Genomic DNA, 14,921 nt, shown 5'->3' with positions numbered 1-14,921 from the left:
ATTCTCCCAATTTCAAATTTTCAAATTAAATTATTTTTTTAGCGAAAAGGCAAACCGCAAAATAGCAAATCTGCCAATTATTTCTTCAAGCATATTGGCCGTTTTACCTTTTACTTTTACACCCTTTTGCCCTTGTCTTTTCGCGTTTTTCAAACACAACTCAATAGCAATTTGCTATTTTGTTTTTTAGCTTAATGCTTCTAAAAATTATGCAGCACAATTCAGTTTATCATAAATGGGTACCACAATGGCTGAAACTGCCACTTCTTATACTGGCATTGTTTCCCCACCTGATGTTGTTGTCGCTTTTACATTCTAACAGCGCCTTCACATCTTCTTTTATGGATGTAGATTCAGATGACATCCAGTATTTAATGATTTTGATGTACGGGACATTTGTGGTTACCCTTTTAGTATTACAGAGGTTTATGGCCTATTTCAGCGTGAAATACTATGTTTTGCTGATGGCTTCCATTTCCGTGATTATTCTTTATATTTTATCAGTCACCAATGATTATCATGTTATATTGGTGATCCGGTTTTTGGAAGGAATTTTCGGTTTGTTGGAAGGTGCCATTTTCCTGCCTTTAATTATCGCAGAATTAAAAACAAAGCACGCCAAAGTCTTAGCATATCTTTTTATGTATACGATTATGCTGACCGGAGGAACTATTACGACTTCCCTGTTAAAATCAAGTATTGAAGATTATGATTTCCAACATATGGTTCTGATGATGGTCTACTTCCATGTGTTTGTATTGATCATCGGTATTGCTCTGTTCAACAGAAACCGGTTTTTTCCTAAAAAACCTTTGTATCAATTGGATATTACAAGCTGGTTTCTTCTTTGGGTATGCCTGCAGGCTGGCGGCTATGCCATTATTTATGGTAAAAGACTGATGTGGTTCGAGTCTGATACCATTATCATGTGTCTGTTTATATTTCTTCTTTCCGGAGGCTTATTTATGTTGAAACAAAGAAATTCCAAGAGACCGTTGTTCCATTTCGAAGTTTTCAGTTCCAAAAATGTCATTGTGGGAATGATCCTGTTTTTCATTTTTTATCTGATCCGTTCCGGGTTGAATAATGTCTACAGCATCATGGCTACCGTATGGAAATGGCCCTGGGATTATATTGTGAACATCCAGTACTGGAATGTAGCAGGAACTCTTCTGGGTATTTTGTTGTCAGGAATCTGTCTGGTTAGGGGAATTTCCTCAAGGATTGTTTTCTTCACCGGATTTCTTTTACTGGCCATAGATTGTGCATGGTTTACCTATACTTTTTATCCTGACACTACCCTTTCTACCATCTGTCCTCCCTTATTTCTGCAGGGTGTTGCTCAGGGATTCTTATTTACACCGCTTGTTTTCTTTCTGATTTCAGGAACTCCGGAAGAATATGTATCCAATGCTACTGCGTTGGGTACAACAACCCGATTCTGGACAACAGCTATCGGATATGCTCTGATGCAAAACCTGATGCTATTTTTAACACTAAAACATTCCGATGCACTCAGCGCTAACCTTACAGACACCAATCCTGTTTTTTACAATCAATGGAGCCAGATTTTCGGTGCTAATATTTCAAAACTGCCAGTGAATGATTCTTTATCCATGACAACAGGCGCTTTTAAAGCTAAAATAACAGCTCAGTCTATTCTACTTTCCAATATGGAAATTTTCACGGGCCTGTTCTGGCTGGCTCTTATTACTGCAATTGGGCTACTATTGTATCATCCTGTAAAAATAGCAGTACGAAATATTATGTAGAATTACTCTCCCCAAAAAGACCATACTGTTCCGTTGAAAACAGCCAGTTGCTTTTTCTGAGTATCATAAACCATCATACCGGCAGCAGGTGAGATAATATTAAGGTGAGGAGAAGCTACTTTCGGTAAAATCATGGCTTTATTATTATCCTCGAGCACCAGAATTCCTGAAACGGAAGATGGTGTTCCTACGGAAACTTTTGCATCAGGCTGATCTGCCAGACTATCCTGCAGACTTGTATCCGCAGTACCTGTTGTATCTACCGAAAGATCTTTCCAAAGGTTATTCTGATACACTTTCACCTTCATATCCGAAATATCAAAAACCAGAGTACCATTCTCAGGATTCTGAATGCCCGAGGTATTAGTTACCCAGGGAAGAACAATCCCGCGGTTCTCACTCCCGAATTCAATAGATGATGAAGCTGATTCTAAAACAGTTTTCCCTAAAGCAACCTGTGCATTCAAAATTCCGGAGGCTGTTATTATAATGATTAAGACTATTTTTTTCATAACGATTCAGTTTTTGGTTAATCCGGGCAGGTTTGGGTATTGAAACATTTCCAGCCCGCAGCTGTTCCGTCAATATTAACCTGCAGACAATTTTGTGTGGTATTGTAAACCATCATTCCTTCTTTAAGATCTGCCTGTGGAATGGCTGCTACCTGAGCATCGGTAAGCCTGTTAAGAACAAAGCCTTTATTTTTTGATTCCAGTACAGCCCACGCACCTTTTCGTACACCTGGCCAGTTGTTTCCTCCTTTATCTGCCCTGCTTAATGAAGTGATTCCAAAATCCGGAGTAAGAACAGTTCCCGCTGTAGCTGCAGGTTTATAACAAGGTACAGTCCCCTGAATCGTAACAGTTACCGTTGCCGTGTCACAATTTGACGGAGAAGCTGTCTGACAGATCTGATAGACTAAAGTATAATTGCCTGGAGGAGTTCCCGGAGCTACCAGAATATGTCCATCCGTAGTATTCAATGAAATATTGGGATTTGAGGTGGATACCTGAGATAAAATAACATTGGAAAGGGTTGCCTGTGCTCCGCCATACGTTTCAAAGTCGTTATCCAGTACAATTCCCACAGAAGATCCTCCTGCAGCAATAGTATAGGTATCATCTACCGCCATCGGGGGAAAATCTCCATTAATGGCAGGACAAAATCCGGGATTAATGATCAAAGGCGCACTACAGCTGTTGGTAGAAGCGCAATCATAGGTAACATTCGTCAGAAAGGTTGGATTACTGTTCATGAAAACCGTGCCTGGGTCAGAAACACCTGTTGTTCTTCTGAAATCAAGATTGGGCCCTACAGCAACATTTCCCACCTGAATAGGATTTTGCAACACTATATATCCTTTTTTTGTAGGTGAAGAAGGTCCCTGAATGGCAGCATTCCCTCCCTGATACTGGTTCAGCGCCAGTTCTCCTTCATTATAAATAACCGCATCAGCAGGGGCATTATTCATATTTCCCGTAGAGGTAAAAAGTCCAAAATTAAAAATTTCGCTGCTGCTTCCGGACAAATTAATATCTCCCCCAACTGTAAAAATTCCAGTATTGATAATTTTACCGCCATTAATATTAAATCCGTTCTGAGAGATAATGGTTCCACAATTGACATACACACTCTGTTCGTTATTCCCGTAATTACCACCAATAAATATCAATCCGCCTCCTTCGTTCCGGAATAAAGTGGTAGCAGAGCTGCTCATATTCAGGTTGCCGTTAATATTCAGATTTCCAAAATTATCAATCTTATTGGTGGAATTATCCCCTAATTGCAAAACTCCCATTTCTATAAGTCCTTCATTGACAATTTCATTGATCTGTCCGTCTATGGTGAGATTTCCATTCCCTCCACCTACTGCTATATTCCCGGTATTATAAACATGAACGTTGAGATTAGCAACACTCGTTATGGTCTGATTAAAATTGAGTGTTCCATGCACTTCAAGGCTTACAGGAGCATTTGCCGCTCCGCTTATACTATTCTGAAACTGCAAGGTAACACCGGAAGCAATACAAATCTTAGCATTTGTCCCGAACGTCGGATTATTGAATGTCATATCGGAAGTAAAGCAGACTGTTGTATTATCAGGAAAATGATAATTGGGATCGGTAGGGTTTTGAACACCGCAGCCTGTACATTGTGCGTAACTGAAATAATAAAAAAATAAAGGGAATAAATAGAGTAACTTTCTCATCCTTAAATTTAATATAAATAAAACTACAAAATTTTTATCACCAAATAATGATTTTTATAATATTTATCATTAAATTAATTAAAAAATAATATAAAATGATTTTATTTAGATCGATATTTAATTATTATTAATAAATTTCCAACCTATACGATCCTGAAAATAAGAACGTTCAATATTATAAAAGTCACCGATGGAAATTGAGAGTATTCTACTGAAGCAAAGAGATTTTTTCAAAACACAACAAACCAAAAGCCTTGCTTTCCGGAAAATGTATCTTGAAAAGCTTAAAAACCTTATTATTTTTCATGAAAATATGCTGTATGAGGCTATTAACAAGGATTTTGGAAAATCAAAATTTGACACCTTCACCACAGAATTGTCTTTTATTCTGAATGATATTAATTATTATATCAAAAATTTAAAATCCCTTTCAAAGCCTAAAAAAGTCAGAACCAATCTTGTCAACCAACTGGGAAGCAGTAAAATTTACGCTGACCCGATTGGCTGTGTACTCGTCATCGGAGCCTGGAATTATCCTTATCAGCTATCACTTTCTCCCATTATTGCAGCAATGGCTGCCGGAAACTGCTGTATTCTGAAGCCTAGTGAAATAGCAGAGAATACAATGAAAGCAATGGCAGCAATCATTAATGAAAACTTTCCGCCTGAATACCTGTATGTGTATGAAGGTGGTATTGATGAAACCACAGCTCTTTTAAAACTAAGGTTTGATAAAATATTCTTTACCGGAAGCACGAAAGTCGGAAAGATTGTTTACAAGGCAGCTGCAGAGCATCTAACCCCTGTAACCCTGGAACTGGGTGGAAAATCTCCGGCTATTGTTACAAAAAATGCCAATCTCGAAATGGCTGCCAAAAGAATTGTGTGGGGAAAATTCCTCAATGCCGGACAAACGTGTGTAGCTCCAGATTATCTGTTAGTGGAAGAAACTATTCAGGAACAGTTTCTGGAAATGTTGAGAAAATACATCAAAGAATTCAAATATGATCATGGCTCTGAACAATATACAAGAATTATTAACCTAAGGAATTTTCAACGCCTGGTACGTCTTATTGATAAAGAAAAAATCTATTCAGGAGGAAATTTTGATGAAGAAAAACTCTATATAGAACCCACTATTCTGAATCATATAGACTGGAATGATGACATTATGCAGGAAGAAATTTTTGGACCTATCCTGCCAGTCATCAGTTTTCAAAATTACAATGCAGCTCTTAATTCTGTTCTAGAACTTGAAAAACCGCTGGCCGCTTATCTTTTTACTAATGATTCGGAAGAAAAAGAAAACTTCACCCGTAAATTGTCGTTTGGAGGAGGCTGTATCAATGATACAGTGATGCATTTAAGTAATGATCATCTTCCTTTTGGAGGCGTAGGCAATTCAGGAATTGGGAATTATCATGGAAAATATGGTTTCGAAACCTTTTCACACCCAAAAGCAGTTCTTGAAAAAGCAACCTGGGGAGAACCGAATATCAAATATCCGCCTTATTCAGAGAAAAAATTAAGCTGGATAAAGAAATTAATGTAATGCTGAAGGTTATATTTGTACAGATTTAACTATTTGTATTATAACATATCTATAAATCAATGCACAAAAATAAAAACTGCCTCATTTCTGAAGCAGTTTTATATTTTTATCCTTTCTTTGGGGCCCAGGTAGTAAAGAATTCTTTTACTTTTTCTTTACTGTACCCTTTTCCTTCTTCCAGAACATCACTTTGCTGAACCTTAATCATTTTCCCATCCTTATCCAAAACGATAAAAACCGGATAACCAAATTTTTCACCCGGATTTCCATACTGGGCAAAAACCTTTTCATTCTTATTGTCCGGAGAAAAGTTCAGATGGTAGTATACATAATTCTTATCTACTAATTCCTTCAGTTCAGGAGTAGTCTGTACGTAATTATTAAAACGAAGACACCAGATACACCAGTTTCCACCAGCCTGGATCATCACATTCTTTCCTTCTTTCTTAGCTTGAGCAATCAGTTTATTAATATCAGCCTGAGCATCTGCTTTTGGGTCATAAGGTTTAGGAAGCTTAGCCTTTTCTTCAGCTGCCTTTTTCTGAGCCTCTAATTTTGCCTGTTCTGCAGGCACTATAAGAGCTGTTTTTTGTTTTCCGTTATCAGGCGAATTCTTTACTTCTTGTGAAAAAGCAAAAGCACTTAATCCCAGAGAAGCGAATATTATCAATTTTTTCATAATATAAAAGTAAAAAAAATAACATATATCCCTCAGCAAAAATAGAACCATAATTTTATTATCACTAAATTTGCGTGTTTTATGAATTTTCTAATCAAAATATTATTCCTGATCTCAAAGCTTCCTCTGAAAATACTCTATGTTTTTTCGGATGTTATCTTCTTCCTGAATTATTATATTGTGGGATACAGAAAAGAGGTTATTACTCAAAACCTTAGAAACTCTTTTCCAGATAAATCTGAAGAAGAAATTAAAAAGATCCGCAAGAAATTCTACCTTAATTTTTCGGACTATCTGGTAGAAACGATTAAATCTTTCAGCATTTCTGAAACAGAATCCAGAGTGAGAATGCAGCACATCAATCAACATTTATTTCACGAAGCTAAAGAAGAAGGTAAAAATATTATTCTTTTGGCAGGTCATGTTTTCAATTGGGAATGGATCAATGCACTGGCAAGAATTATTCCTCAGGCACACTGCCATCCCGTTTACAGAAAAGTAAACAGTGATTTTTGGGAGAATCAGATGAAAAAGGTCCGAAACAAATTTGGAAACGAAGCATTGGAAGCCAATGAGGTTATTCTGAATATTTTCAGATCTAAAAACAACGGTGACTCAGCGTATATGTTTGTCGCTGACCAAACGCCTCACCACGCTCATGTCACTTACGGATTAGAATTTCTAAATCAACGTACTCCTGCTTTTATAGGCTATGACAGGCTTGCCACAAGAATGGACCTTGTGTTCATCTATTGTGAAATGAAAAAGGTAAAACGGGGTTATTATCAGGTTAATTATCACAGAATATATCCGGATGGTGAAAAGTTTACAGAAAATGAGGTCGTGAGAAAATTTCATAAATTACTGGAAAACACTTTACATAAACATCCTGACAACTACCTTTGGTCACATAGAAAATGGAAATATCAGGACTCTATCAAAAATTTTGATTCCGAAAAAAAATAGGTTGACATGCAGAAAAAACTGGCAATTGCCATCTTAAACTGGAATGGCAGAAACTGGCTTGAGAAATTTCTTCCGGGTGTAGTTCAATTTTCTCAGAATGCGGACATCTATGTGATAGACAATCTTTCTACGGATGATTCTGTTGAGTTTCTACAAAAGAATTTTCCCACAGTACATATTATTAAAAATGATAAGAACTATGGGTTTGCAGGCGGCTATAATGAAGGACTGAAATCCATCAAACATGAATATTACTGTCTTCTCAATTCCGACGTAGAAGTTACTGAGAACTGGACAGAACCTGTGTTGGAATTGTTAGAAAACAATCCAGCTATATCCGCAGTACAGCCCAAAATTTTATCTTTTCATAACAGAAGTTATTTCGAATTTGCCGGAGCTGCCGGCGGATTGATTGACAACCTTGGATATCCATATTGCAGGGGAAGGGTTTTCGATGACCTGGAAGAAGATAAAGGTCAGTATAATGACGAAACGGAGATCTTCTGGGCATCAGGATGCTGCTTTTTTATCCGTTCAAAAGATTTTTGGGAGCAGAATGGTTTTGATGCCAGATTTTTTGCTCATCAGGAAGAAATTGACCTTTGCTGGAGGCTTATCAATTCGGGGAAAAAGATTTATTATACAGGAAAATCCAAAGTTTATCATGTAGGTGGTGGAACACTCAACAAGCAGAGTGCACAGAAGACTTATTTAAATATGAGAAACAATCTTTCTATGCTGCTTAAAAATCTTCCCTTTTCACAGGTAATCTGGGTGATTTTTTTCAGATTATGTTTAGATGGCATTGCCGGAGTGTATTTTGGAATTAAGTATGGCATTTCCCACCTGTGGGGTGTATTGAGAGCTCACTTTGCGTTTTATGGTCACATTCCGGGAACTTGGAAACTTCGTCAAAGCCATCAGAAGAAGGTTTTTTATCAATCAAAATGGCTGATTTTTAAGCATTTTTTAGGTGGCAGATGAGAGGTTATAGGTTGCAAATAGGGATTAGGGATTAGGGATTGGTTGGGAATTACGACTTTCTTACATATCATGAACTAAGGATTTATTAAGTAAAAATTTATAACTTTAATTAACCTTAAACTTTAAACTTTGAACCTTAAACTTTGAACCTTAAACTTTGAACCTTAAACTTTGAACCTTAAACTTTGAACCTTAAACCTTGAACCTTAAACCAGAGAACAGCAACAAAAGACAACCCCGCAATAAATTATAATTTTAAGACAATGGATTTTTGTGCAATAGATTTTGAAACGGCAACACACGAGAAAAGTTCAGCGTGTGAGATGGGGATTTGTATCGTACAGGATTCTAAAATTGTAGAAACAAAGACCTGGCTGATCAAACCTCCGAGTTTTCCCTATTTCAGTAAATTCAACGTTGCGGTGCATGGAATTCAGCCGGAGGATGTAAAAGATGCCCCTACCTTTGATGAAATATGGTATGAAGCTCAGGATATGATGTACGGAAGTCTTATGATTGCTCATAATGCAGGGTTTGACGCCTCTGTTTTAAGGGGATGCCTGCAGCATTACGGAATGTTTACTCCTAACTTGAACTATCTTTGCAGTATTCAGCTTGCCAAAAAATCATGGAATTATCTTCCTAAATATGGACTGAAGCCATTAGCAGAATATCATCAAATTGATTTTACCCATCACAGAGCAGGAGCTGATGCGGAGGTATGTGCCAAAATATCTCTACTGGCATTTGAAAAACTCTTCCTCACCAGTAATGATGAAGTAAATGAGTATATGAAAGCAAAAATTAAAAAGCTTTAGTCATTTAAAAACAAACGAAACCCGGGTTCCTTTGTAAAAACCTGTACTTGGTACAGAACATCTATCATTAATTACTCAACACTTCAGACAGCAGATTGAATTTTGGAATATCAATTTCAAAAGTTTCCTGTGTCTCCATGTTTTTAACCAGGTATTTTCCGCTCATATTCCCTACTCCGGAACGAAGCATCACATTGGAAAAATAAGCAAAATTTTCATTGGTTCCTATCTCGGGAGTCAATCCGATCACTCCGTCGCCTATAATTTCTGTGTACCCGAATCCGACATCAAAAATCAACCATTTTCTTTTCAATACTTTGATAGGAAAGCTTCCGTCATTTTCTATCGTGATATTATATTTAAAAACGTAACGGTTTTCGGATGGATAACTGTTTTTACTATCATATTCAGGTATTACTGAAACTTTGATATTGGAAGTCATTTTTGAAAACATCATTGTAGTATTTTCTTAATAAATACAAAAATCTCGCCTTTTTTAAGGCGAGATCATATATTATGTTATAATTTTATTAAAAACTATAATCCAAGGCCTTTTCTTTCGTCACCTCCCATTAGAATTTCAACAGGGTTGTCGATACCTTCTTTTACCGCTACAAGGAATCCTACAGATTCTTTACCATCGATAATTCTGTGGTCATAAGACATGGCTACATACATCATTGGTCTGATTACTACCTGTCCGTCAACAGCAACCGGTCTCTGGATGATGTTGTGCATTCCTAAAATTGCAGATTGAGGGGGGTTGATGATTGGTGTAGACATCATAGATCCGAAAGTACCACCGTTTGTAATGGTGAAAGTACCGCCAGTCATTTCGTCAACTGTAATTTTACCGTCTCTTACTTTAGTAGCAAGATCTTTGATGTTGGCTTCAACAGCACTGAAAGACATGTTTTCTGCATTTCTCAATACAGGAACCATTAATCCTTTAGGACCTGAAACCGCAATTGAGATATCGCAGAAATCATAGTTTACTTTGAAATCTCCATCGATAGATGCGTTTACATCAGGATACATTTGTAATGCTCTTGTAACAGCCTTTGTGAAGAAAGACATGAAACCAAGTCCAACTCCGTGTTTCTGAGCAAATTCTTCTTTATACAGTTTTCTCAATCTGAAGATTTCAGACATGTCAACTTCGTTGAAGGTAGTTAACATCGCTGTTTCATTCTTCACAGAAACTAATCTCTGAGCGATTTTTCTTCTTAAAACTGAAAGTTTAGTCGTTGTAGTAGATCTTGAACCTGTTGCAGTAAGAGGGCTTCCTCCTAATGCAGGTACTGCTGCTAATTCAGCATCAGTTTTAGTAATTCTTCCGTCTCTTCCTGTTCCTGAAACCTGTGCAGCATCCATTCCTTTTTCGTCAAGGATTTTCTTAGCAGCCGGAGATGGAGCTCCTGTTGCATAAGTTTGTGGCGCAGCTACCGGAGTAGCAGGTTTTGGAGCTTCCTGTTTAGCAGGTTCAGCAGCTTTCGGAGCCTCTTCCTGTTTTGGAGCCTCAGCAGCAGGTGCAGCACCTTCCGGCTTTTTAGCATCCATATCAATTAAACAAACTACCTGACCTACTTGTACCACATCACCTTCTTCTGCTTTTAAAGTGATAACACCACTTTGTTCTGCAGGCAATTCAAGAGTTGCTTTATCTGAATCCACTTCGGCGATAGGTTGATCTTTTTCTACATAATCACCATCTTTTACAAGCCAAGTTGCAATTTCAACTTCTGTAATTGATTCGCCCGGTGAAGGAACTTTCATTTCTAAAACTGACATATCGAGTATTTTTTATTTTTTAATTGATTATTATTTAAATTAAGCTGTTACTGGTCTTTTTGCAGGAGCATCATCTCTGTCGAAAACTCTGTTGATCACTGCATTTTGGTTTTTCTCAAACATTTTGTGGCTACCCGGAGCCGGAGCACCGCTTGGTACCGGAGCAACTACCTGAATTCCTGTATCTCTGAAGTTTCTCAGGATATAAGACCATGCCCCCATGTTTTCAGGTTCTTCCTGAGCCCACACCAGTTGTTTTCTGTTTTCATATTTGTTGAAGATCGCTTCAATAGCATCTGTCTGAAGCGGATATAACTGCTCGAATCTTACTAATGCAATGTTTTCACAGTTCAGTTCTTCTTTCTTCGCTAATAATTCGAAGTACAGTTTACCTGAACAAAGAACTAATTTCTCTACTTTTTTAGGATCTGCAGCAGGATCGTCTAATACCGGTTGGAATGCTCCGTTTGCAAAATCTTCAAGCGGAGAAACCACTTTAGGATGTCTCAACAGAGATTTAGGGCTCATTACGATCAATGGTTTTCTGAACGCCCATTTCAACTGTCTTCTCAATAAGTGGAAATAGTTGGCAGGTGAAGTAATATTGGCTACTACCATATTTTCATTAGCACAAAGGGTAAGGAATCTCTCCAATCTTGCTGAAGAGTGCTCTGCTCCTTGTCCTTCTGAACCATGAGGCAATAACATTACCAATCCGTCCTGAATTTTCCATTTTTCTTCTGCAGCTGCCAAATACTGGTCAACAATAATCTGAGCACCGTTCACGAAATCTCCGAACTGAGCTTCCCAGATGGTTAATGTATTTGGAGAAGCCATTGCATATCCGTAGTCGAAACCAAGTACACCATATTCTGAAAGGTGAGAGTTGAATACATCAAATCTGTTTTCAGAAACGTGTCTTAACGGGATGTATTCTTCTTCTGTATCTTCTGTTTTTACTACAGCATGTCTGTGAGAGAATGTACCTCTTTCCACATCTTCTCCGGAGATTCTTACATTGTGACCTTCTACAAGAAGTGTTGCATAAGCTAACCACTCTCCTAACGCCCAGTCTAATGAGTTAGCCTCAATAGCTTTGATACGGTTTTCAAAAAGTCTTGTAATTTTATTGATGAACTTTTTATCTGCCGGAAGTGTAGACATTTTAAGCGCCAATTCTTTCAGCTTCGCTAAATCATATTTTGTATCTACCGGTAACTGAACTGCTCCTCTTTTACCAATTGGATAGTTTACCCAATCTTCAGCCATGAACACATCCATTACGTTTTTCTCAATCTCTTTAGAAGCGTCAAAATCTTTATCCAGAAGAGCTTTGAATTCCGTTTCCATTTTAGCAATTACATCATTTGAAGTAACACTGTCTTTTAATAATTTATCTTTATAAATTTCTCTTGGATTCGGATGTTTTGAAATGGTTTTATAAAGGTTAGGCTGAGTAAATCTTGGCTCATCCCCTTCGTTGTGACCATATTTTCTATATCCTAAAAGGTCGATATAAACATCTTTTCCAAATTTTGCTCTGAAGTCAGCAGCAAAGTGGATGGCATGAACAACCGCTTCAGCATCGTCAGCATTTACGTGCATTACAGGAGATTCTGTAACTTTTGCGATGTCTGTACAATATGTTGAAGATCTTGCATCCATATAGTTCGTTGTAAATGAAACCTGGTTATTCACAACGATATGAACTGTTCCTCCAGTTCTGTATCCTTCCAAAGTCATCATCTGAGCCACTTCGTAAGCAATACCCTGTCCGGCAATAGCTCCATCACCGTGGATGATGATTGGCAATACTTTAGAATAGTCTTTGTATTTGTCATCTACTTTTGCACGGCAGATACCTTCTACCAAAGCAGCTACTGTTTCAAGGTGAGACGGGTTTGGCGTAAGGTTGATACAAACTTCTTCTCCTGAAGCAGTTTTGATTTTTTTAGAAGAACCTAAGTGATATTTAACGTCACCGGAGAATACATCTTCTTCAAATTCTTTTCCTTCAAATTCTGAGAAGATCTGCTTGTAAGATTTTCCGAAAATGTTGGTAAGAACATTTAGTCTACCTCTGTGAGCCATTCCTAATACTACTTCATCTACTCCTAACTGAGAAGATCTTGAGATCAGCTGATCTAAAGCAGGGATTAATGTTTCACCTCCTTCTAACGAGAATCTTTTTTGTCCTACAAATTTTGTGTGAAGGTAGTTTTCAAAAGCTACCGCCTGATTTAATTTTAATAAAATTTCTGTTTTTTCGTTGGCAGAAAGACTTGGATGGTTTTCATTTACCTGAAGCCATCGTTTGATGAAATCTTTTTCTTCAACGTTGTTGATGTGCATGTATTCTACCCCGATAGAATCACAGTAGATGTTTTCAAGGTGCTTGATAAGGTCTGCCAGCGTAGCAGGCTCTTTCATTCCTGTTTCAACCGCACAGTTGAATTTTGTATTTAAATCTTCTTTAGAAAGTCCAAAGTTTTCGATGTCTAAAGTAGGGGTATAGTGTCTTCTTTCTCTAACCGGGTTAGTCTTTGTAAAAAGGTGTCCTCTCGTTCTGTAAGCCTCAATAAGGTTTACTACTTTAAATTCTTTCTTGATATGCTCAGGAACTTCTCCGTTGGATACTGCCTGAGAAATCTGTTGTTGAACTGCCGGGGCAGCATTGGCTGAAGCCTGAATAAATTGAGTGTTATCGTCATCTCCGTAGTTCTCCAAAGCAAAATCGAAGCCTTGAAAGAAAGCTTTCCATGATGGTTCAAGAGAGTCCGGGAATTTTAAGTACTGTTGGTATAAATCCTCAATTAATTGAGAATGAGCTGCGTTTAGGAATGAAAATCTGTCCATTATTACAGTTTATCTATTTATTAAAATTTATTTGTAGAATTAATCTTCAAATTTAATAAAAAAAACCGAGTTAGAACAGTCTGAAACCGTTAAAAAAACTTAAGAAAAAATAAATTAAAAAAAAATCACTTATACACTGATAATGAGAGCTTAACATTCACCTCCTGACCTTCCATAGGACGTTCAATAAAGGTCTGACGGATATCTCCGAAGCGCATCTCGTCTTTTTTGGCTTTCTGAATGAGCTGCTGAATGGCCCGAATTCGCCCCTCGTAGCTCCCTTTGTAGTAAATTACATAATTTTGAGACGGATTTACGGACCTGAAATTGAAATTATTATCAGACACTCCGATTTTCTTGGAAAGTGGAATTCCGAGGAAATAAGAAACCTCTTTGTCTTTGTAATTATCGGCGTCAGTAATCAGGATCGGGTACCCGAATTCATCGTCTCTTTTCCCGAGATCCATCGTCACAAAATTATAGACTTTATTATAATTCATGACAATATTTTTGTAAAGAGCATCTTTCTTGTTTGAAGTACTTACATTAATTCCCAACAAAAGTTTGTCTTCTTCATTTTCCACCATAAGACTATCATATTTGATAGCCGCCATCTGGTTATCTTTTTCTACTTTATTTCCTAAAGAATTTTTAAGATTCACCATACTTTTGTTGATATTTTCAGCAAAACGGTCTTCAGTCCAGAAGTTTTGCACTCTTCTCCAGACCGCTAATTTGGGGGTGTGAACATACCAGATAATTTTTGTTTTTTCTGCAGAAACTGGTTTGAATTTAACATCAACCAATGTCGGATTTTCGTTTTTATCTTCAAAAAGCTGGTATTTCAACGTTTTATTGAGGTTCTCATATCTGATGAACATTTCTCCATCAGTATCATTTTTAGGATCCGCATAGCTGATGGCACTTCCCTGTCCTTCGTAAGGCGTATAATAATCAATATCTATGGATGGTGAGCTGGTAAAAAAGTTATTCCATCTTGTAAAATTCTGAAGATTATTAAACTGAGCAAAAACCTTATCTACAGGATAATCGATCTCTTTTTCAATCGTAAAGTTTTTACTTTCGTCTACAAAATAGTACATGGAAGCAGCATAAGCTCCTCCCAAAAGAATAATAATTACCGCTAAGATTTTAAAAATACGCATCGCACAAAAATAATACAAATATAAAGAGTGACCAATATGCTGATCACTCTGATTATATGTTTAACAATAATTAACCTTGTTATAAGCGGGAAGCGGGAAGTTATTATTTGACAGATATTGCTACCCGA

General features: G+C 37.3%; 12 protein-coding genes. 5 read left to right on the top strand and 7 right to left on the bottom strand.

Going from position 1 to position 14,921, the window contains the following annotated elements:
• Positions 1-209 precede the first annotated feature (209 nt).
• Complete coding sequence (locus AB1278_RS11090; protein ID WP_429814304.1) at positions 210-1,772, top strand: MFS transporter; 1,563 nt, start codon at positions 210-212, stop codon at positions 1,770-1,772.
• Positions 1,773-1,774: 2 nt separating this feature from the next.
• On the opposite strand, the gene AB1278_RS11085 is transcribed toward AB1278_RS11090, so the two are convergent.
• Both AB1278_RS11085 and AB1278_RS11080 read right to left on the bottom strand, forming a co-directional pair.
• A complete protein-coding gene (locus AB1278_RS11085) occupies positions 1,775-2,284 on the bottom strand; it encodes a hypothetical protein (protein ID WP_411413081.1) in 510 nt (169 codons plus the stop codon).
• 17 nt (positions 2,285-2,301) lie between these two features.
• Positions 2,302-3,981: a hypothetical protein gene (locus AB1278_RS11080; protein ID WP_429814301.1), complete on the bottom strand. Its 1,680-nt coding sequence runs from the start codon at positions 3,979-3,981 to the stop codon at positions 2,302-2,304.
• 190 nt (positions 3,982-4,171) lie between these two features.
• Here AB1278_RS11080 and AB1278_RS11075 point away from each other — a divergent pair, with 190 nt between their 5' ends.
• The gene (locus AB1278_RS11075) at positions 4,172-5,533 is read left to right on the top strand and encodes an aldehyde dehydrogenase (RefSeq protein ID WP_429814298.1); all 1,362 of its coding nucleotides are present in this window, start codon (positions 4,172-4,174) and stop codon (positions 5,531-5,533) included.
• A gap of 106 nt (positions 5,534-5,639) precedes the next feature.
• On the opposite strand, the gene AB1278_RS11070 is transcribed toward AB1278_RS11075, so the two are convergent.
• Complete coding sequence (locus tag AB1278_RS11070; RefSeq protein WP_343643507.1) at positions 5,640-6,212, bottom strand: thioredoxin family protein; 573 nt, start codon at positions 6,210-6,212, stop codon at positions 5,640-5,642.
• Between the two features lie 81 nt (positions 6,213-6,293).
• On the opposite strand from AB1278_RS11070, the gene AB1278_RS11065 reads away from it, so the two are divergent.
• The 3 genes from AB1278_RS11065 to AB1278_RS11055 all read left to right on the top strand — a co-directional run bounded on the left by AB1278_RS11065 (position 6,294) and on the right by AB1278_RS11055 (position 8,980).
• Positions 6,294-7,178, top strand: a complete 885-nt coding sequence (locus AB1278_RS11065; RefSeq protein ID WP_202840717.1) for a lysophospholipid acyltransferase family protein — start codon at positions 6,294-6,296, stop codon at positions 7,176-7,178.
• Positions 7,179-7,184: 6 nt separating this feature from the next.
• Positions 7,185-8,162 (top strand): glycosyltransferase family 2 protein, encoded by a 978-nt coding sequence (locus AB1278_RS11060; RefSeq protein WP_429814294.1) that lies wholly within the window; start codon positions 7,185-7,187, stop codon positions 8,160-8,162.
• Between the two features lie 263 nt (positions 8,163-8,425).
• Positions 8,426-8,980, top strand: a complete 555-nt coding sequence (locus AB1278_RS11055; protein ID WP_202840719.1) for a 3'-5' exonuclease — start codon at positions 8,426-8,428, stop codon at positions 8,978-8,980.
• Positions 8,981-9,047: 67 nt separating this feature from the next.
• On the opposite strand, the gene apaG is transcribed toward AB1278_RS11055, so the two are convergent.
• The 4 genes from apaG to AB1278_RS11035 all read right to left on the bottom strand — a co-directional run bounded on the left by apaG (position 9,048) and on the right by AB1278_RS11035 (position 14,793).
• Complete coding sequence (gene apaG / locus AB1278_RS11050; protein ID WP_062675055.1) at positions 9,048-9,437, bottom strand: Co2+/Mg2+ efflux protein ApaG; 390 nt, start codon at positions 9,435-9,437, stop codon at positions 9,048-9,050.
• Positions 9,438-9,517: 80 nt separating this feature from the next.
• Positions 9,518-10,771 carry a 2-oxoglutarate dehydrogenase complex dihydrolipoyllysine-residue succinyltransferase gene (gene odhB, locus AB1278_RS11045; RefSeq protein ID WP_241279676.1) on the bottom strand — a complete coding sequence of 418 codons (1,254 nt, stop codon included), beginning with the start codon at positions 10,769-10,771 and terminating at the stop codon, positions 9,518-9,520.
• A gap of 39 nt (positions 10,772-10,810) precedes the next feature.
• Positions 10,811-13,627, bottom strand: coding sequence for a 2-oxoglutarate dehydrogenase E1 component (locus tag AB1278_RS11040; RefSeq protein WP_062675058.1), 2,817 nt, complete (start codon positions 13,625-13,627; stop codon positions 10,811-10,813).
• A 125-nt stretch (positions 13,628-13,752) separates the two neighbouring features.
• Positions 13,753-14,793 (bottom strand): SRPBCC domain-containing protein, encoded by a 1,041-nt coding sequence (locus tag AB1278_RS11035; RefSeq protein WP_343640496.1) that lies wholly within the window; start codon positions 14,791-14,793, stop codon positions 13,753-13,755.
• Positions 14,794-14,921 lie beyond the last annotated feature (128 nt).

The organism is Chryseobacterium sp. NRRL B-14798 (genome assembly GCF_050470705.1).
GTDB classification, from domain to species: Bacteria; Bacteroidota; Bacteroidia; order Flavobacteriales; family Weeksellaceae; genus Chryseobacterium; species Chryseobacterium cupriresistens.
Note: the sequence above shows the minus strand (reverse complement) of the source record. Positions and strands in the feature narration are given on the sequence as shown.